The sequence below is a fragment of the Alloalcanivorax xenomutans genome, from assembly GCF_900217905.1.
Taxonomy (GTDB): Bacteria; Pseudomonadota; Gammaproteobacteria; order Pseudomonadales; family Alcanivoracaceae; genus Alloalcanivorax; species Alloalcanivorax xenomutans.
The window spans coordinates 17,510-35,514 of the sequence record NZ_OBMO01000026.1; the positions used below are offsets into that span (position 1 = coordinate 17,510).

Sequence of the window (18,005 nt, forward strand, 5' to 3'; positions counted from 1 at the left end):
TTCTCTCTTTATATTTCGGCTAGCGAGAAAGGGCGTCGGCGATGGAAATCACCGCCGGCCCGCCGATAATGATGAACAATGCTGGCAGCATGAAAACCATCATGACCACCGTGATCTTAGCGCCAATTCGATTGGTTTCTTCCTTCAGCTTGGAGCGTTCGACGTCCCTTGCTTCCTGAATAATCTGCTCCAGACTGGAGGACACCCCTGCTCCCAACTGACTGCTTTGCTTCATGAGCAAAACATAGCTTCTCAGCACTGGAATCTTGCGGTTCTCGCCCAGCTCATCCAACGCCTGGTTACGTTCCGCACCGGATTCCATCAAGCGATTAAAACGATCAATTCGGAGAATCAGCTTCGGCATTAATGGGCGGGCCTGAGCAGCTATCATCCGCATCACACGCTCCAGGGAAAGCCCGGCCTCCATCAACATCCTTGTCATGTGGCACAGCTCAACAGCTTCCCGATTCTGTTGTTTTTCCGCTGATTGGCCGATACCGCGAATAATCCTTCTCGGCAAAATAAACGCCGCGGCAGCACAAAGCATTCCTCCAAGCAACCCGAGAAAAATGAAACCCAACAGGATAACGCCGGCGGGGATCAGCCAGCAGTACAGAAGGTACATCAACTGCGCGCTGGCATTGCTTCTTCCTGTCGCTGCCATTGCCTGCTGAATTTCTATGAAGTCGTCCCGTGTCAGAGAAGAATGTGCAAAACGCCATGCCAGCCGCTCCAGAGCACTGCGGGATACAGGTTCTTCCGCGCTATCCGGCGAGGATCGCATGCGATCACTAATACGGGCTCGGCTTTCCCACTCCCGACTTTTCAGGATCACCCAACCACCGGCAACGATGGCAACCACGGCGGAAGATATAAGCCAACCGTTATACACGCCCCACCCCCTGAATCATTTTCAGAATGACGAGAATTCCCAACCCCTGAAGGACGCCTGCTACCACCAGCATGGTATGGCCCGTACTTGTTTTTAACAGCACCTCCGAGTAGCTCTCATTCATCAGGATCATGTAAGCCGCCAGCCCCATTGGAATAATGGCGAAGGCACCTGCTGTAAATCGCGTTTCGGAAGTGGCGGCCATGAACTCACGACGCAATTCCTGCTGCGATCTTAGGGAGCCAGCCACCTGCTGCATGATCGGTCGGATCGACGAGCCGAATCGAGCTGAGGTCCTAAGCGCGATGGACACCAGGATCAGAGATGGGATTTTGTACAATGAAGAAAAATCTTCAAAGAGGGACGTGTAATCCCGTCCCGCCTCCACGGCACTACGAAGCCTGAACGCCAGGGGATCGAAAACCGGATGAGCCTCACGGAATGACTCCACCAGAGACTGCTCCAGAGACCGCCCCGCATCCATATACCTCAACGCCGTTTCCATAATTCCCGGTAACTCTTCATTGATACGACGCCGCTGTTGCTCAAAACGAAACTTCCAGTAAACGAGCAACGTCATCACAACCAAAGCCATCGCAACCAGCGCTGCTACCGGCCCTTGGAGAAGGAATATTGCGACAACAAGCACGATCAGAAAGGCACCGACAACCATCACCTGGCTATCCGAGAGGCGAATGCCCGCAGGGACCAGAAGACGTTCTAACTTACCACTAAGCACTTGGTCCACAGGCGGTGCCGAACCATTTTCAGTACCAAGTGCCAGACGCCGCTCAACCGCGTCCTTGACCTGACGTTGCTGTCGAAGATTGAACCACAACCATTGCAACACCACCGTCGCGACGGCAAGGAATGCCAGGATTTGGGAGGCGACCAGCCAGTTAAGCGTATTCATGGTCTTCACTCCGATAGAGGTAGTCCATGTTGTATGGGTTGTCAGCGGTCGGCGCCAAAGCCACCACATCAGACACCCGGCGACGCCCGTCTGGCATCCGGACCAGTTGAATAATAATGTCCAGGGCGGAGCCAATCAGACGGCCAATGGCTTTCTCACTGGCATCGTAGCCATTGACCGCCAGCAAGGTTTCGATACGAACAAGGGCATCACGCGTGCTGTTGGCATGGATGGTGCTCATGGAACCTTCGTGGCCGGTGTTCATGGCCTGCAGCAGCTCGATAATTTCCCCCGACCGGACCTCGCCCAGAATGATCCGATCCGGTCGCATCCGCAGCGCGTTGATGACCAGGTCCCTTGCAGTAATCCGGCCCTTGCCTTCGGTATTGGCAGGACGGGTTTCGAGACGCACCACATGGGGATGGTGCAGAACCAGCTCGGCGGAGTCCTCAATGGTCAGCACTCGCTCCTCTCGCGGAATATACTGACTGATGAGATTGAGCATTGTGGTCTTCCCGGTACCCGTCCCTCCGCTGACAATGATATTGCGTCGGGATTCCACCGCGCGAACCAACACATCAAGACACGCTTCCGTCATTGAGCCACGTGCAATAAGGTCCTTGGCGCTAAGATGATTTCCGGTAAATTTACGAATGCTGAGTGTGGCCCCTTCCAGGGCCAGCGGAGGAATCACCGCGTTAACACGTGAACCATCCGGAAGACGCGCATCCACCATCGGGCTGGCTTCATCCAGACGCCGGCCCAAAGGGGCCAACATGCGACGGATGATCCGAAGTATATGCTCGTCGTTGATAAAACGGACTCGAGCGTGCTGCAAAACCCCTGCAATTTCGACGAAAACCTGATTGGGGCCGTTCACCAGAATATCGTTGATCCGCTCGTCCGCCAGAAGCGGCTCCAACGGCCCGAAGCCCGTCACTTCATCCAGTGTATCCCGGATCAGCTGATTCAGATCCTGAGTGGAAAGCGGCACGCGATTCTGAGAAATGTATTGAGAAACCTGCCCCCTGACGAAATCATTCAAGCGTTCTCTCGAGGCACGCCCAACCTCGATACCGGCCTCGTCAAGACGCTCCACCACCCACCGATGAGTGTGGTCCTTAAGCGTCTGATACTCCTGATCGATGCGCCCCGTCACACTCTACTCCTAACCCTTGGAGGCAATCCGGCGAAACCATCCGGCGCCTTTGCTTTGTGTTGCACCGCGCTCCCCAAGCCTGGATAACAGGCCACCGATCTGGCGGCAATAGGGGGAACGAGGGGCCTGGTCCTGCATGGTCTGGCCGGAATTAATGGCCAGAACCCGGTACTTCCACTCCATTGGCAACACGCCTGCAAGTGCCGCGCCAGCGGTATCGGCAAGTTCCTCGGAAGACGGCGGCACGCCGTTCACATAGCCATCAACAACGATCTTCATCTGTCCCTGATTGCCAATATGCGAACGCCAGTCACCAACCAATTCACGTGCCGCATGCGCATGATCAACGAGTGGATGAATCGCCACGAGGAGATGTTGTGTGTGGACGCCAAGGGCACGCACCCAGTGTTCGCTATGCAAATTGCCAATATTGACGACGATGCGGTCGAACATCTGCATCAGCCCGTTCAAGGCGATAAACAGATCCGCACTGCGATCTCCACCCAGATGGCTCTCGGCTTTACCGCCGGCCAGAAGACGCAGCCCCGGACGATACTCCTCCAATGCGGTATTGATCAGCGTCTCATCCAGGGTTTCCGGACTGGCCAACAGGTTTTCCAAGGTGTATTGGCTATGGCTGTCCAGGTAAAAACAGCCACGTTCGGATTGAGTATCAATGGCAAGGGTGCGGCCCTGCGGGTTTTGCCGGCTTAATTCGATAGCCAGGTTCTGGGTCAGAAAGCGGGTATCGACCGACGCCTCCGCGCCGGTCACCAGAATCAGATTGCCGGTGGTGGACCGGTTTTCATCGTCATAATGCCCACTGCGCACTAACTGGTGACGTCTCAGTCTATCCCTTACCTCGGTGGCATCGTGACCGGCGACAAGACAGTCCCGGGCTCCGGCCCGCATGCTTTGCAGCAACAGCTCCTGATTGGAGCGCGCGCAAACGGTAATGACGGTCAGCCAGGGGCGTGCGCTGGTCAGCGCGGTTATGATGGCCAGCGATTGATTCAATTCCTCTTCGCTGACTTCCACCAGAACCACGTGGGCGGTGGTGGCCTCCAGTAAGCGCAGGACTCTGCCTACATCGGAGCGACCAACGAATTCCATACGAAAGGAGTTATCCACCACCCGGTCCAGCCAGGTGCGCAGGCTGTCGTCATCAATAACCGAGAGAATGATTTCATTATCCGCCATAGCACTCACCAGCTCACTCCATGACGAATGGGCCGGGAACCCCGGCGCGGTTCCGTGGCCATATCGAACCAGCCCGTACTGCTTTCACGATACCCGACCCCCGGCATCACCAAGGGAGGATCCGACGGCTTGCGCGGCGTCACCAGGTGCGGGGTCACCACCATCACCAGCTCTTTATCATCACGGGAAATACGGCTGGACCGGAAGAAAGCACCCAGTACCGGAATGTTACCCAACCCGGGGATACGGTCACTGCTGTTGATGGTGCTGCGGCTGACCAGTCCGCTGATGATGAAAGTCTCCCCTGGTGCCAATGATACCGTGGTTTCGGAGCGACGGAGGCGCAAGCCCGGAACCTGAACGCCACCGGTTTGCACACCGACGGAATAATCCAGTTCACTCACTTCCGGCGCCACCTTGAGGATGATCTGCTCACCGCTGATCACCGTCGGCGTCAACGTTACACCCACCCCGAATTCCTTATACTCAATCTGCACACCAGTATTATCACTGCGTGTGGGCACAGGAAATTCCCCACCAGCCAGGAAAGAGGCACTCTGACCGCTCAGACTGGTCAGCGACGGTTCGGCCAGCGTGTACGCGAAGCCACCGGACTCGAGGGCATTGATAATGGTGAGGGAGTTGCTACCGATACGGAACAAACTGAAACCGTCGGAACTCAGCGCGTCCTGAGCGGATGATGCACTACCAAACCCTCGAAAACCCTGGCCGGGAGGCGCCACCCCAATGGCGGTATCTCCGCCATTGAACAGATTGGCGTAGTACACTCCCAGGCTGTTCAACTCAGACCGGTTCACTTCCAGAACACGGACATCGGTCTGTACCTGAGTACCGAAAGGCAGTGCCGCCCCCTGGGTGGTCGCGACCACCACCACACTGCGCAAAGGCTTGCTGTTTCCACGCAACCAGACTGTGATCTCCGCCGATCCTTCCTGTTTGGCGGTGAGCAGCAATTCCTGGGGGCCGCTCACTGTCAGCGTTGCCACCTCGGGATCGGATGTCGCCACCTTGGTAACCTGCTCCGGAAAAACCAGCACCTTCTGATCACCCGGCGCCAGCGAGGTGGATGCAGGGAGTTCTCCTTCCGCGTGTGCCAGAATAGTCACCAGCATCATCAGCCCGCCCAGCAGCAGGCGCAGCCCGTATTTAACGTACATAGGTGCTCCTCGCTTCGGATCCTTCGAATACCTGCACCCGGTGTCCCGGGGAACGGCGCACAACCGGCGCGCTCACAGGCTTCTCTTCTTTGGGGAAAAAGTCTTCCAGGTAGAAAGGCTTGGCCGGTTCCGCCGCCTCCGCGAGCACCTGCCCCTCCTCTGTCGGTGTTTCCGGCTCTTCGACCACTTCCGATTCTTCAATCACGCGAACACCGGAACCATGAACGGACAAGCGCAGAGTGCTTTGAGTCGAGGCCAACAACAGACTGGGTATTTTCTCTTCCGGCACTGCCAGGACAACGGTGTTATTGGCATTTCGGCGCCGGTCCTCGTCATCGGCCGGCACTCTGCCAGCCAGATTGCCATGTACCGCCAATACCTCAAGATCTTTCTGGACCACCATGGCGGCCGGCCCTTTCTTTCCTTCCGTCCGGGTGAACGCGGAGATCACGTCAACCCGGTCGCCCGGTTGCAGCAAACCACCAGCGCCAACGACGTTGTCCACTGGGAGAGCGATTGCCCGGAAGCCTTCCGGCACCGCATCAGGTAACGGGCGACCACCACCTTCCAGGTGGCGCTTGGTCAGCAATTCTCCGGCACGCACATCCTGTACCAACGCCTGCCCCACCAATGACTGCTCCGCCGACATACCATCCGGCAACGGGGACTCCGAGGTGACTTCCGCCAACATGTCCTGAGTCAAAGGCTCACCGGCCGGCACGCCCCGGGTTACCACCCAATAGCGGTGTGCCGCTGCTTTTGTTCTTGCCTGGTCGCCTTGCTGCACGGTGACGGGCACCGGGGCTGGTTCCGGATCACGGCTCAACCCCACCACTGCGAGGATAAGCGCCAGAGCCGCCAGCAATAGCGCCGGCAGCGCGTATAACACTCGAGTTCCCATATCCCCCTCCGGGATAGTCCTTTATTCAGGGCTACTGGCTCGCGGTCAGAATGCAGCCCTGGCTTCTACACTCAACGCATCCGGTAAGGGCGGAAACGTTCCCAACCATCCAAAGCTCAAGCCTGGCGCGATCGGATTTGTCTTAAAATTCGGATAGGTCAAAGAGCATCGAACAACCTCAATACCACTGATGCTTTCTGTAGCGCAGCCACCTTCGAGCCGTCCTCGCCAGCTTTCTGGCAAATTATTTTTCAGGCCTTCAAGAGTGGCACTCGCCCTGGCCGCCACCGCCGCCGAAATATCGGCGGCGGCGAAGGCTGAGCGATCCACATATAAACCCGATGTAACGGCTCGATCAGCTACGTCCTGAATCTGGTACTTGGCGAAAAACGTAACGCCATAGATTCCGGCCGCGTAGAGCATGGCTACAATCACGGGAAACAACATTATGAACTCCAATGTTATCGCCCCGTCTTCACGAGATCTCATGACTCAGCCTCAAGCCCTGCAACAACGAATTTACCTGAAGATCAACCTGCTGCAGGCCCGCTAACGCCAGCGGCGTCGTCAAAAAGACCCTCGAAGACCTCAATCAATTTATCTCCAGCACCACTGGCGGCTAACAAACCAACGATGATGATAATTGCGGCAGCGAGCACGATATATTCCAACGCACTAGCCCCACGCTGGCGGTTACTACGGGTTGGCATTTGGGAAAAGAGACGCGCCATCAGGAATTGAGTGGCGGTATTAATGGATTGGATCAGTTTCATTTTAAAGCGCTCCCTTGCGGCTTTTTAATTACCCCCCAGACAGGGGCACCTTTCAGTTTTAATCGTAGATGCGGTGTGACGTTCGTCACAAGTTCTACTTTGTGCATACTGCGTAAATACACGTAGCAATTTCAATCACTTACAGATCTGCTCTTAAGATAATCGGCCGGTGGCATGCGATAAGTGGTTTTGCTTAGCCCCCGATTCCCTTGGCACCTCCCCGTTGGCATTTTACATTTCTCGAATACGCACTGAGTTGTTTTGAGTGTGCAAAAACCTGATCCCGAAAGAAATAATGTCATTTTGGCATTATGAAAAAGTGCGCTCAGTCACATTTCCTATATCCAATATGTAAAATCATGCTGAGGCGCAGATCACATGAGTGCAGGCATCGTACAAAGCGTTACATAAGATTGCATAAGGGCGAATTTTAAGGACGGAAAGGCGCCGGCCGGGTTTCAGTTTTATTCCCGGACAATGAATATGCGGTGATATTTTGAGCTTCAACCTACTGATGGGAAGGTTGGGATGAGGCAGCTTGAATCGCGCCCGGCCGTGATCGGGGACTGGACATTTGATCAGGTGGAGGCCAGTTTCTCACCAGGTATTACTTATTGATACGAGGGTCCATCATGGCAACGTCCCTGAAGATCGACGACGAACTGAAAAGCCGCGTCCAGCACCTTGCCAATCAACGGCGCCGTTCGGCCCACTGGCTCATGCTGGAGGCTATTCAGCAGTATGTTGAACGGGAGGAAGCACGCGAAAGCTTTCGGCAAGAAGCGCTGGCCTCCTGGCAAGCCTATCAGGAAACAGGACAGCATCTGACGGGGCAGGAAGTTCGTGACTGGTTGAAGACCTGGGGCACTGACAATGAACAGGATACTCCCGAGTGCCACGAATAGTCGTTACTGCCCGAGCAACTCAAGGCCCGGCGAGGTGCCGCCGATCCTGTTTGACAAGGCTCCCGAGGCGGCCCGGCGCGCCGAACAGGTCATTGAGCAGCACTTTTTGCTACTGGAATCAACTCCCACCGTTGGCCGCCCGGACGAAGCGATTCCTGTATTGCGTGAGTTGGTGATTCCTTTCGGAGATTCTGGTTATATCGCGCTGTACCGCTTTGAACCCGCCGACGATACCGTCTATGTTTTGGTATTCCGGCATCAGAAGGAGGCGGGTTATTAAGCCGCTGTGGGAAGCGGCCTTGGCCGCGAATGCCTCTGGGCCATTGGCCATTCGCTTGCAGCGGCCCGCCGCCCGGAAAAGCTCCCACAGCGGCTCTGTAGTAAAGCTGTGGGAGCCAGCCTGCTGGCGAATTCAGGCCTCTGGCGTTGCCCTATTCGCTTGCAGGCAAGCTCCCACAGAAATAACGGCTTGTCGTTGGTTTTGCGGGAAAGGGCGGATTGGCGGGCACAACAAAAGGCCAGGCGGCTTGTGCCACCAGGCCTTTATTTGTTCGCCCCGTGCCAGGCTGGGGAAGCGTTACTTGATCTTCGCTTCCTTGTACATCACGTGCTTGCGTACCACCGGATCAAACTTTTTGGTTTCCATCTTTTCCGGATGGAGACGCTTGTTTTTGGTGGTGGTATAGAAGTGACCGGTGCCTTCAGAGGACACCAGACGAATCTTTTCACGAACCGGACCGGCCATGGGTCAGCTCCTTAAACTCGAATGCCGCGGGCACGGATATCGGTCAGTACTGAGTCGATACCCTTCTTATCGATGATGCGCATGCCTTTGGAGGATACGCGCAGACGCACAAAGCGCTTTTCACTTTCCACCCAGAAACGGTGGTAGTGCAAATTCGGTTCGAATCGACGCTTGGTCTTGATGTTCGAGTGGGACACGTTGTGGCCCGTTACCGGGCGCTTGCCGGTCACCTGGCAAACCTTGGACATGATCTTGCTCCCGTGATGATCACATAGGGGCGGGGCAGCCCCGGAATAAGGCCGCGTTTTATACCAGACGCCGCCCCTGGGATCAAGCGGAAAGCGTCGATGGCGGTGGACGGGGGAGGTCTGGCGGGACCGGTATTCGCCGCCAGGGCAGCTCCCACAGCGGCTTCGTAGCACATGTGGGAGCCAGCCTGCTGGGGCGAATCCTGACCCCCGGTTTCCCGCCGCTACAGCCAGCCGAGGCGGCCCAGGGATTCCCACTGGTTGTCGCCAATCACCAGGTGATCGAGTAAGCGGACATCCACCAGGTTCAGGGCGTCGCAGAGGCGGCGGGTGACATCGCGGTCCGCGCGGCTGGGTTCGGCGATGCCCGAGGGGTGATTGTGCCCAACGATGATGCTGGACGCATTATGGTCCAGCGCCCGCCGCACCACTTCCCTCGGGTAGACGGCGGCGGCGTCCACGGTGCCGCGGAACAGCTTCTCGAAGCCCAGCATGCGGTTCTTGTTGTCCATGAACAGTACCGCGAACACCTCACTGGGCTCCCCGCGCAGCTCCGACATGAACATGCGCGCGGCCGGCTCCGGTTCGCTAAGGGTGATCGCCCTTTTCTTCTCGAGAGCCATATAGCGCTTGCTGATCTCCAACGCCGCCAGCAACTGGGTAAGGCGGGTGCCTCCCAGCCCCCGCATACGCCGCATGCGCTCCGGAGGCAGCTCCAGTAAGGCTCGCAGGTCGCCGGCCTCATTCAATAGATTCCGCCCCAGGTCCACCGCGGAACAGCCCCGCACGCCGGTACGCAACAGCACCGCCAGCAGTTCCGCGTCACTCAGTGCCGCCGCCCCCCGCTGCAGCAGCTTTTCCCGCGGGCGTTCGTTTTCCGGCCAGTCCGTTATTGCCATTGGATATCCTCCGTGATGATGGTTTAGTGCCCTGCTAGCCGACGCCAATCGCCGCCCTCTGGCCCGTTTGTCACCGCCAGGCATTGGGCATACACTGCGAAAGCGTCCACCCCAAACTACTGTACGGAAATACAGTATGCAACGTTTGATTAGTAAGCGAATTCTTCTCGGCGTCACCGGCGGTATCGCCGCTTACAAGGCCGCGGATCTGGTCCGCCGCCTGCAGGACGCCGGCGCCGAGGTGCGCGTGGTGATGACCCAGGGTGCCTGTGAGTTCATCACGCCGCTGACCATGCAGGCGCTGTCCGGGCAACCGGTGCACACCGATCTTCTCGACCCCCGCGCCGAGGCGGCGATGGGACATATCGAGCTGGCGCGCTGGGCCGACCTGATCCTGATCGCCCCGGCCTCCGCCAATTTCCTCGCCCGTCTGGCCCACGGCCATGGCAACGACCTGCTGAGCACGCTGTGCCTGGCCACCGGCGCTCCGATCGCCATCGCCCCGGCCATGAACCAGCAGATGTGGGCGGATAGCGCCACGCAGAAGAATCAGCTGATCCTGCAGGAAAAGGGCATCCACATTTTCGGCCCCGGCTCCGGCAACCAGGCCTGTGGTGAAGTGGGCCCGGGCCGCATGCTGGAGCCGGAGGAGATCATCCGGCAGGCCGCGGATATCTTTAATTACGATCTGCTCACCGGCAGGCATGTGGTGATCACCGCCGGCCCCACCCGCGAGCCGATCGACCCGGTGCGTTATCTGACCAACAAAAGCTCCGGCAAGATGGGCTTCGCCCTGGCGGAAGCGGCGGCGGAAGCGGGGGCCCGGGTCACGCTGATCGCCGGCCCGGTGGCCTTGCCGACCCCGGAGCGGGTGCATCGCATCGATGTGGTGCGTGCCCAGGACATGTACGAGACCAGCATGGACGTGGTGGAGCAGGGTTGCGATGTGTTCATCGCCACCGCCGCCGTGGCGGACTACCGGCCGACGGTGACCGCGGACCACAAGATCAAGAAGTCCACCGAGGAGATTCACCTGACCCTGGTGAAGAACCCGGACATCATCGCCGCGGTGGCCAGCCACGACAAACGCCCCTTCACCGTGGGCTTCGCCGCGGAAACCCAGGATGTGATCAGCTACGCCCAGGGCAAGCTGACCAACAAGAAGCTGGATATGATCGCCACCAACGATGTGTCCGGCAGCAACGTGGGTTTCAACAGCGACAATAACGCCCTGACCGTGATCTGGCCCGGCGGCCACAAAGTGCTGCCGCTGGCGTCCAAGCGACAGATCGCCAAGCAATTGATCGAGCTGATCGCGATACGGTACAAGGACTGACAGTTTCGTCATCAACCCGGGATAACACATGAACCTGCAATATCGAGTGCTCGACCCGCGTCTGGGCGACACCATCCCCTTGCCTCATTACGCCACCGAGGGCTCCGCCGGCCTGGATCTGCGCGCCATGCTGGACGAGGCCATCACCCTGGCGCCGGGCGATTCCACTTTGCTGCCCACCGGTCTGTCGATTCATATCGCCGATCCCGGTTACGCCGGCCTGGTGCTGCCACGCTCCGGACTGGGGCACAAGCACGGCATCGTGCTGGGTAATCTGGTGGGGCTGATCGACTCCGATTACCAGGGCGAATTGATGGTGTCCTGCTGGAACCGGGGGCAAAACGCTTTCACCCTGGAGCCTGGTGAGCGAGTGGCGCAGTTGGTGATCGTGCCGGTGCAGCAGGTGGTCTGGCAGCAGGTGGAGCAGTTCACAGAAAGCCAACGGGGTAGCGGCGGTTTCGGCCACAGTGGCCGACAATAAGACCCGCACCTGCCCGTCCCGCGCATGACATCATTCCAATGCGGGCCGGGCGCGAACGCCGGCGGTGGGGGCCGCCGGCGTTGTTGCTTGAACATCGTCGTTCAAGTGTACAAAAAAGGGGGGACACCATGTTCAACAGCAAGGCCGACGGCGCCGGCGCGCGCCCATCGCGGCCCTTCGTTCTGTTCGCTTTACTGGTGGGGCTGGCGCTCGCCGCCGTCCAGGCCGTTTATTTCCATCAGCAGATCCAGCAACGGCAATGGCAAACCGCGCAAGCCGATGCGCAGGGCCTGGCCCGGGAATGGGCGCGCGACCTGTGGAACCGGGCGCAACGGCTCGAGGACAGACTGACCCGCCTGCCCGGCGAAGTCCCGGTCCAGCGCGCGCTGGCGCAAGCGCAAGTTTCCGATGCCGACTGGTTTCGCGACGGCCGCTTACGCATCGTGCCGGATATCGCCGCCACCGACGCGCTCAGTTTCACCGAACAGGATCTGCTGCAACGGCTTCATGAAGGGAGCGGGCGCGCTCCGCTGGTGATCGGACGCGGCGGCGAGTCTCCGGCACTGCTGGCGGGACGGGCGGTGTCCGGCGGCGCCCTGATCATCCAGCAGGATCTCGCGCCCTGGATGCGCCAGCTTGATCAGCGCCTGCCCCGGGGCGCCCAGGTGCGCCTGATCCAGGACGACGTCACCCTGGCCCGACGCGGCCAGCCCTCCGCCCTTCATGGCACCGCTCTTCATGGCACAAATATGGCTTCCGGAGAGGCCACCCAGGGCACCTTTACGGTACGGCTGGATAGGCCACCGCCGCCGCCTCCGCTAACCGCCTGGATTCTGCCCAGTGGTCTGGGGCTCGGCCTGGTCCTGTTGTCATTGATTCTGCCCAGGCTGATGACGCGGCGCCCGGAGCCGCCGGAACCGGTGAGGCAGGGCAGCGCTCCCAAACCGCAACGCCGCGAACCCGCCGCGCCCAAACCGGCGGCGCCAGCGGTCACTCAGCCGCCGCTGCCGGACGATGTGTTCAGCGGCGACGGCCTTGTTCTCAAGGCGGACCCCGAGCTCCTGGCGCGCCTGGGCAGCGCCTTCGCCGCTCTGGCCCGGGACAGGCACGCCCCCGCCCTGTGCCTGACCAGCGATGATTCTGAGGGCGCCGACGCCGTGCTCGACGCGCTGCGCGGCGGCATTCTGGTGGAAGGCCTGAAAACCCGGGACCATACGCCCTGCGCCGAGCCGCTGTGGCGGCACGGGCTGGAAACCGGCGCCGTCCGCGAAGGTCTGTACGTCCACAAGAACGGCGATCGCTGGCGGCTGATCCCGGTACTGGACGGACAGGAACCAGGCCAGGACGATCTCGACACCCTGCGCCGCTACAGTGCCGGCACCGTGGCCGCTTCCTCGCGGCGGGCCGATCCCGAGCCAGCGCCCTTCGACACTTACCTGCGCCAGCTTCGTGACGATATCGTTCTGGCCCGGCCTCTACGGCTGGCCCTGCACGCCCCCGCGCTACTGGCGCCGCTGGCGCACGCTCTGTTCGATGGCCTGGGCTGCGCCGTGGTGCCGGCCAAGACCGCCGATGCCCTGCGCCGCGTGGTGACGGAACAGAACGCGGATGTCGGTATCCTCCTGGATCAGCGAGGAAATACGCTGGCACTGGTGGATCATCAGGGCGGGGAAGTGGCTTCCGATCAGGTGCTGATGCTGCTGGCCCGGGACCTGTTGAGCCGTCACCCCGGCGCCGACGTTTTATTTGACGTAAAATGCAGCCGCGCTTTGCCCTCGCTGATTCGCAAACAGGGCGGGCGCCCGGTATTGTGCGCCGCCGACCCTCGCCATATCGCCGCGGAGCGCCTGCGTTTGGGGGCGCCGCTGGCGGGCGAGTGGTCCGGTCGGGTGTTTTGCGCGGATCGCTGGTTCGGTTTCGCCGACGGTTTCTATGCGGCGGCCCGGGTGCTGGAGATTCTCAGCATGCAGGAGAGCGACAGCGCCACCGTGTTCGCCGGCCTCGCCACCGGCCGCAGCACCCCGTTGCTGCGGCTGCCGGTCCCCGGTGATCAGGGGCGGGCGCTGGTCTCGGCGCTGCGCGCGGACGGCCGCTTTCCCGGTGGACGCGCCGCCACCGTGGACGGCCTGCGGGTGGAATTTCCCGATGGGTGGGGCGTGGTGAGGCTTTGCCCCTTACAATCGGTGCTGGAAATGCGCTTCGAGGGTCGCGACACGGCGGCCCTGGAACGGGTCAAGGATCTGTTCCGTGATCAGCTCCGGGCGGTGTCCCCCGACCTGGCGCTGCCCTTTTGACGTTTTGGCTGGAGAATGACATGGATACCAAGAGCGCCCAGGAAACCGCGCGCGTTCTGATCGAGGCTCTGCCCTATATTCAGCGTTTTTCCGGAACCACCGTGGTGATCAAGTACGGTGGCAACGCCATGGAAAATGATGAGCTGAAGAACAGCTTCGCCCGTGACGTGGTGATGATGAAACAGGTGGGTATCCATCCGGTGATCGTCCACGGCGGCGGCCCGCAGATCGGCGATCTGCTCAACCGTCTCGGCAAGGAAAGCAAGTTCGTCCAGGGCATGCGCGTCACCGATCAGGAGACCATGGACGTGGTGCAGATGGTGCTCGGCGGCCTGGTCAACAAGGACATCGTCAATCTGATCCAGCACAACGGCGGCCAGGCCATCGGCCTCACCGGCAAGGACGGCCGGCTGATCCGCGCCCGCAAAATGCTGCTGCGGAACGAGGACGCCGACAATCCGGAGCTGAAGGCCTCCGAAATCATCGATATCGGTCACGTTGGGGAAGTGCAGGGCATCGACACCCGCATTCTTTCGCTGCTGTCCGGCAGTGACTTCATTCCGGTGATCGCGCCCATCGGCGTGGATGACGAGGGTGTCAGCTACAACATCAACGCTGATCTGGTGGCCGGCAAGGTGGCCGAGGTGTTGCGCGCCGAGAAGCTGATCCTGCTGACCAACGTGGCCGGGCTCAAGGACAAGAACGATCGCATCCTCACCGGCCTGAACGCGGACCGGGTCAATACGCTGATCAAGGACGGAACCATTTACGGCGGCATGCTGCCGAAGATTCGCTGCGCCCTGGAAGCCGTGGAGAACGGGGTGCGCACCTCGCACATCATCGACGGCCGGGTGCCTCACGCGGTGCTGTTGGAAATTCTCACCGATCAGGGTATCGGCACGCTCATCAGCCGCGATTGATACGCCGGAACGGCGCTTTGTTATTGGCTCCAATTGGGGTGGAGCACACCGGCCCGGCGGCGGTATCGCCGGGCCGGCTCACATAAAACGGGTAACCAGGATATGACCGACAAGAAGCCTTCTCGCAAGGAGCAAATCCTGCAAACACTGGCCTACATGCTGGAAGCGGAGCCGGGGGGCCGGGTGACCACATCCGGGCTGGCCCGGGAAGTGGGGGTGTCCGAGTCCGCGCTGTATCGCCATTTTCCCAGCAAGGCACGCATGCTTGAGGCGCTGATCGAGTTCATCGAGGACTCGGTGTTCTCGCGCATTAACCGCATCATCTCCGAAGGGGACGCACTGCAACAGGTGGAGCAGATTCTGACGCTGATTCTGGCCTTCACCGAGCGCAATCCGGGCATTACCCGGCTGCTTACCGGCGACGCCCTGACCGGCGAGAATGAGCGGCTGCGTCAGCGTATTCAGCAATTCTACGACCGGGTGGAGAGCCAGCTGAAACAGGTGGTCCGTGACGCCGAATTCCGCGAAGGCAAGCGCACCCGCGCCACTCCGGGCATCACCGCCAATCTGCTGCTGTCCGTGGTGGAGGGGCGTATCGCCCAGTTCGTGCGCTCCGGCTTCCGCGCCCGTCCCGCCGAGGACTGGCATGAGCAATGGGCACTGATCGCGCCAATGATCTTTCGTGCGGACGGGGAAGCGCTTTAAAAGGCAGTGAATAGTTAACAGTTAATAGCGGAAGGACTAAAACAGCCTGATCTTTAGCCGCTGTGGGAACTTACCTGCAAGCGAATGGGCTCTGGCATCCAAAGATTCGCTTGCAGGCAAGTTCCCACAGTGGCGAAAAACAGGCGTGATTACTGCGCTTCCAGCTCGCGCAGGCGCTGGATGATGGGGGTGAATTCCTCCTTCACCCGCGCCATGTCCTCCTGGTATTCCTTGATTTTCTCGCGGTTCTCGCGAGCCTGGCGGCCGTAACGTTCAATGGCATCGCGCACGCTGTCGGGCACTTGCCGGCCTGCCCGTTCGGCCCGGGCCGCCTTGCGGATTTCCTCGTCCTGTTTGCCATTCAGTTGCTGGATAGCATTTTCAGCGTAGTCGATATTGAGCTGCAGCGCTTGCAGCTGCCGGTCGCGAGCCCGTTCGGCATCCCCCGGGCCGGCGTAAAGGCGGCGTAATTCACCGTCACGCCGTGCCTGAGCCTTGGCCTGCTCCTGGCGGGCCAGTTCCCTGCGGCGACGGGCCTGCTCCTCCGGCGGTGCCGGCGCCACCGTCTCCAGCACCCGGCCATGTTGGTCGAGCACCTGATAACCGGCGTGAATGGCCGCTTCGGTGAGGGTGGCGCTAATCGCCATGGCCCCGTCCGCGGACTGGTAACGGTACAGCCGCTGTTCCACTTGCCCGGTCTTGTTCGCCGCCATACCGGCGGCGCTCAACACACTCAACAACACACCCAGCAGCAGTACCGTTGCTCTCACGACTCGCTCACCCCATAGCGTACCCGGTAGGCGTCCATGGCGGCCCGCTCCTCTTCCCGGTCCGGCTGCTGATCAAGCCAGCCGATGATGTCTTCCATGGACACGATACTGCGCACCGGCACACCCAGGCTGTCCTGCACTTCCTGAATCGCGGATTTCGCTTTACCGTCCGCCGAGGGCTCTCCCTGCCCCCGCTCCTGGCGGTCCAGCGCCACGAACACCCCGGCGATGGAAGCATCGGTCTGGGCGAACAGCGCCGCCACTTCACGAATCGCGGTGCCGGCGGTAATGACATCATCGATGACCAGCGCCCGGCCGTTGAGGGGGGCCCCCACCAGCCAGCCGCCTTCGCCGTGATCCTTGGCTTCCTTGCGGTTGAAGGCCCAGGGGTAATCCAGACCATGATGCTCGGCGAGCGCCACCGCCACCGAGGACACCAGCGGAATGCCCTTGTAGGCCGGGCCGAACAGCATGTCGAATTCGATGCCCGACTCGACGATGGCGTCAGCGTAATGGCGCCCCAGACGCGCCAGCGCTTCTCCGGTGTGGAAAGTGCCGGCGTTAAAGAAGTAAGGACTTACGCGCCCGGATTTGAGCGTGAACTCGCCAAACTTGAGCGCCTGGCGCTGCTCGGCGAACCGCAGAAAATGCTTTTTGTAGTTTTTCATCATGTCACCAGGCGCTTACCAGCCCAGGGCCTCCTGCTGCTTGCGCACGATGTCCTGAATGCCTTTCTCCGCCAGGCCCAACAAGGTGTCGGACTGTTCACGGGTGAACGGCACCCCCTCCGCGGTCCCCTGAATCTCCACGAAGCCCCCATGCTGGGTCATCACCACGTTCATATCGGTATCGGCGTTGGAATCTTCCGGATAGTCCAGATCCAGCACCGGCTCATTGTTGTACATGCCCACGGAAACGGACGCAATCAACCCGTTCAAGGGATCTTCCTTTATGCGCTTCCTTTCCAGCAAAACCGAGAAGGCGTCCACAAGCGCGACACAGGCCCCGGAAATGGAAGCGGTGCGGGTGCCGCCATCCGCCTGCAGCACATCGCAGTCCAGATAGACGGTGTTTTCGCCCAGCTTGCGCAGATCCACGGCGGCGCGCAGGGAGCGGCCGATCAGACGCTGGATTTCCAGAGTGCGCCCGCCCTGCTTGCCGCGGGCCGCTTCCCGGCCGGAACGGGTGTGGGTGGCGCGGGGCAACATGCCGTATTCGGCGGTGATCCAGCCCTGGCCCTTGCCTTTGAGGAAGCGCGGGACGCCGTCTTCCACGGAGGCGGTGCAGAGCACCTGGGTATCACCGAACGCCACCAGGACGCTACCCTCGGCATGCTTGGTGTATTGGCGCGTAAAAGACACTTCACGCATTTGGTCGGGCGCGCGGCCGGAGGGACGCATGGTAGCTCCTTAGGTTCTGATCATGGTATGGGAGGCCCCCATTGTAACGAACCCGCCGGACCCATTGCGAGGCGCCTCTGAGCATCGGTCACAAGTTCAGGACCGGCAGCCGATTCACTTCCCACAGCCACTCCGCGGCGCTCTTGCCGTGGGAAGCTGCCTTGGCAGCGAATACGAGCGGCAATTCGTGTCCCCCATAGCAACAGACTGGCCACGGGTTCAGCGACCAAGCGCCCGAGCATTCCGAATTCGTCGAACAGCAATGGTACACTGACCGCTCAAGCAA

At 60.3% G+C, this 18,005-nt stretch carries 21 protein-coding genes; 7 read left to right on the forward strand and 14 right to left on the reverse strand.

Annotation, left to right across the window (positions count from 1 at the left end; genetic code table 11):
• Positions 1-19 precede the first annotated feature (19 nt).
• The 8 genes from CRO06_RS17755 to CRO06_RS17790 are packed head-to-tail and all read right to left on the reverse strand — an operon-like array spanning position 20 to position 7,016.
• Positions 20-892, reverse strand: a complete 873-nt coding sequence (locus CRO06_RS17755; protein ID WP_236564071.1) for a type II secretion system F family protein — start codon at positions 890-892, stop codon at positions 20-22.
• Entirely contained in the window at positions 885-1,805 is a 921-nt protein-coding gene (locus CRO06_RS17760; RefSeq protein WP_097059031.1) for a type II secretion system F family protein, read from the reverse strand. The genes CRO06_RS17755 and CRO06_RS17760 overlap by 8 nt, the downstream gene beginning before the upstream one ends.
• Complete coding sequence (locus CRO06_RS17765; RefSeq protein WP_097059032.1) at positions 1,792-2,964, reverse strand: TadA family conjugal transfer-associated ATPase; 1,173 nt, start codon at positions 2,962-2,964, stop codon at positions 1,792-1,794. The genes CRO06_RS17760 and CRO06_RS17765 overlap by 14 nt, the downstream gene beginning before the upstream one ends.
• Positions 2,965-2,973: 9 nt before the next feature.
• Complete coding sequence (locus CRO06_RS17770) at positions 2,974-4,164, reverse strand: CpaE/TadZ family protein (RefSeq protein ID WP_097059033.1); 1,191 nt, start codon at positions 4,162-4,164, stop codon at positions 2,974-2,976.
• 5 nt (positions 4,165-4,169) lie between these two features.
• Positions 4,170-5,342, reverse strand: coding sequence for a type II and III secretion system protein family protein (locus CRO06_RS17775; RefSeq protein ID WP_236564070.1), 1,173 nt, complete (start codon positions 5,340-5,342; stop codon positions 4,170-4,172).
• Positions 5,332-6,243, reverse strand: a complete 912-nt coding sequence (gene cpaB, locus CRO06_RS17780) for a Flp pilus assembly protein CpaB (protein ID WP_097059034.1) — start codon at positions 6,241-6,243, stop codon at positions 5,332-5,334. Before cpaB ends, CRO06_RS17775 begins: the two co-directional genes overlap by 11 nt.
• 45 nt (positions 6,244-6,288) lie before the next feature.
• A complete protein-coding gene (locus tag CRO06_RS17785; RefSeq protein WP_342352133.1) occupies positions 6,289-6,732 on the reverse strand; it encodes a TadE/TadG family type IV pilus assembly protein in 444 nt (147 codons plus the stop codon).
• 41 nt (positions 6,733-6,773) lie between these two features.
• Positions 6,774-7,016, reverse strand: coding sequence for a hypothetical protein (locus tag CRO06_RS17790; RefSeq protein WP_097059036.1), 243 nt, complete (start codon positions 7,014-7,016; stop codon positions 6,774-6,776).
• Between the two features lie 632 nt (positions 7,017-7,648).
• Between CRO06_RS17790 and CRO06_RS17795 the strand changes: the two genes are divergently transcribed.
• On the forward strand, positions 7,649-7,921 hold the full coding sequence (locus tag CRO06_RS17795; RefSeq protein ID WP_080530172.1) for a CopG family ribbon-helix-helix protein: 273 nt from the start codon (positions 7,649-7,651) through the stop codon (positions 7,919-7,921).
• Positions 7,922-7,955: 34 nt separating this feature from the next.
• Positions 7,956-8,201 (forward strand): type II toxin-antitoxin system RelE/ParE family toxin, encoded by a 246-nt coding sequence (locus CRO06_RS17800; protein WP_218839901.1) that lies wholly within the window; start codon positions 7,956-7,958, stop codon positions 8,199-8,201.
• A 297-nt stretch (positions 8,202-8,498) separates the two neighbouring features.
• Here CRO06_RS17800 and rpmG read toward each other — a convergent pair whose 3' ends face one another.
• The 3 genes from rpmG to radC form a co-directional block, all read right to left on the reverse strand.
• Positions 8,499-8,666 (reverse strand): 50S ribosomal protein L33, encoded by a 168-nt coding sequence (rpmG, locus tag CRO06_RS17805; RefSeq protein ID WP_014992561.1) that lies wholly within the window; start codon positions 8,664-8,666, stop codon positions 8,499-8,501.
• Between the two features lie 11 nt (positions 8,667-8,677).
• A complete protein-coding gene (rpmB, locus tag CRO06_RS17810; RefSeq protein WP_014992560.1) occupies positions 8,678-8,914 on the reverse strand; it encodes a 50S ribosomal protein L28 in 237 nt (78 codons plus the stop codon).
• 224 nt (positions 8,915-9,138) lie between these two features.
• Positions 9,139-9,813, reverse strand: coding sequence for a RadC family protein (gene radC / locus CRO06_RS17815; RefSeq protein WP_022996570.1), 675 nt, complete (start codon positions 9,811-9,813; stop codon positions 9,139-9,141).
• A 136-nt stretch (positions 9,814-9,949) separates the two neighbouring features.
• Here radC and coaBC point away from each other — a divergent pair, with 136 nt between their 5' ends.
• From coaBC to slmA, 5 genes are all read left to right on the forward strand, one after another.
• Positions 9,950-11,149, forward strand: coding sequence for a bifunctional phosphopantothenoylcysteine decarboxylase/phosphopantothenate--cysteine ligase CoaBC (gene coaBC / locus CRO06_RS17820; protein ID WP_022996571.1), 1,200 nt, complete (start codon positions 9,950-9,952; stop codon positions 11,147-11,149).
• A gap of 28 nt (positions 11,150-11,177) precedes the next feature.
• On the forward strand, positions 11,178-11,630 hold the full coding sequence (dut, locus tag CRO06_RS17825) for a dUTP diphosphatase (RefSeq protein WP_022996572.1): 453 nt from the start codon (positions 11,178-11,180) through the stop codon (positions 11,628-11,630).
• A gap of 128 nt (positions 11,631-11,758) precedes the next feature.
• A complete protein-coding gene (locus CRO06_RS17830) occupies positions 11,759-13,924 on the forward strand; it encodes a phosphohexomutase domain-containing protein (protein WP_179746647.1) in 2,166 nt (721 codons plus the stop codon).
• 20 nt (positions 13,925-13,944) lie between these two features.
• Positions 13,945-14,844 carry an acetylglutamate kinase gene (argB, locus tag CRO06_RS17835; protein ID WP_022996574.1) on the forward strand — a complete coding sequence of 300 codons (900 nt, stop codon included), beginning with the start codon at positions 13,945-13,947 and terminating at the stop codon, positions 14,842-14,844.
• A 102-nt stretch (positions 14,845-14,946) separates the two neighbouring features.
• Positions 14,947-15,549 carry a nucleoid occlusion factor SlmA gene (gene slmA, locus CRO06_RS17840; RefSeq protein WP_014992554.1) on the forward strand — a complete coding sequence of 201 codons (603 nt, stop codon included), beginning with the start codon at positions 14,947-14,949 and terminating at the stop codon, positions 15,547-15,549.
• Positions 15,550-15,698: 149 nt separating this feature from the next.
• Here slmA and CRO06_RS17845 read toward each other — a convergent pair whose 3' ends face one another.
• Genes CRO06_RS17845 through rph form a run of 3 tightly spaced genes read right to left on the reverse strand, consistent with a single transcriptional unit; the run spans position 15,699 to position 17,719 of the window.
• Positions 15,699-16,319 (reverse strand): hypothetical protein, encoded by a 621-nt coding sequence (locus CRO06_RS17845; RefSeq protein WP_026948883.1) that lies wholly within the window; start codon positions 16,317-16,319, stop codon positions 15,699-15,701.
• A complete protein-coding gene (gene pyrE / locus CRO06_RS17850) occupies positions 16,316-16,987 on the reverse strand; it encodes an orotate phosphoribosyltransferase (RefSeq protein WP_097059058.1) in 672 nt (223 codons plus the stop codon). Before pyrE ends, CRO06_RS17845 begins: the two co-directional genes overlap by 4 nt.
• Before the next feature lie 15 nt (positions 16,988-17,002).
• Positions 17,003-17,719, reverse strand: a complete 717-nt coding sequence (gene rph, locus CRO06_RS17855) for a ribonuclease PH (protein ID WP_097059038.1) — start codon at positions 17,717-17,719, stop codon at positions 17,003-17,005.
• Positions 17,720-18,005 lie beyond the last annotated feature (286 nt).

Coding starts and splice junctions, on each gene's coding strand:
- CRO06_RS17790 (WP_097059036.1), bottom strand. CDS start 7,016: ATGAAACTGATCCAATCCATTAATACCGCCACTCAATTCCTGATGGCG.
- CRO06_RS17785 (WP_342352133.1), bottom strand. CDS start 6,732: ATGAGATCTCGTGAAGACGGGGCGATAACATTGGAGTTCATAATGTTG.
- pyrE (WP_097059058.1), bottom strand. CDS start 16,987: ATGAAAAACTACAAAAAGCATTTTCTGCGGTTCGCCGAGCAGCGCCAG.
- CRO06_RS17770 (WP_097059033.1), bottom strand. CDS start 4,164: ATGGCGGATAATGAAATCATTCTCTCGGTTATTGATGACGACAGCCTG.
- rpmG (WP_014992561.1), bottom strand. CDS start 8,666: ATGGCCGGTCCGGTTCGTGAAAAGATTCGTCTGGTGTCCTCTGAAGGC.
- CRO06_RS17795 (WP_080530172.1), top strand. CDS start 7,649: ATGGCAACGTCCCTGAAGATCGACGACGAACTGAAAAGCCGCGTCCAG.
- rpmB (WP_014992560.1), bottom strand. CDS start 8,914: ATGTCCAAGGTTTGCCAGGTGACCGGCAAGCGCCCGGTAACGGGCCAC.
- dut (WP_022996572.1), top strand. CDS start 11,178: ATGAACCTGCAATATCGAGTGCTCGACCCGCGTCTGGGCGACACCATC.
- CRO06_RS17830 (WP_179746647.1), top strand. CDS start 11,759: ATGTTCAACAGCAAGGCCGACGGCGCCGGCGCGCGCCCATCGCGGCCC.
- coaBC (WP_022996571.1), top strand. CDS start 9,950: ATGCAACGTTTGATTAGTAAGCGAATTCTTCTCGGCGTCACCGGCGGT.
- slmA (WP_014992554.1), top strand. CDS start 14,947: ATGACCGACAAGAAGCCTTCTCGCAAGGAGCAAATCCTGCAAACACTG.
- argB (WP_022996574.1), top strand. CDS start 13,945: ATGGATACCAAGAGCGCCCAGGAAACCGCGCGCGTTCTGATCGAGGCT.
- rph (WP_097059038.1), bottom strand. CDS start 17,719: ATGCGTCCCTCCGGCCGCGCGCCCGACCAAATGCGTGAAGTGTCTTTT.
- CRO06_RS17775 (WP_236564070.1), bottom strand. CDS start 5,342: ATGTACGTTAAATACGGGCTGCGCCTGCTGCTGGGCGGGCTGATGATG.
- cpaB (WP_097059034.1), bottom strand. CDS start 6,243: ATGGGAACTCGAGTGTTATACGCGCTGCCGGCGCTATTGCTGGCGGCT.
- CRO06_RS17760 (WP_097059031.1), bottom strand. CDS start 1,805: ATGAATACGCTTAACTGGCTGGTCGCCTCCCAAATCCTGGCATTCCTT.
- radC (WP_022996570.1), bottom strand. CDS start 9,813: ATGGCAATAACGGACTGGCCGGAAAACGAACGCCCGCGGGAAAAGCTG.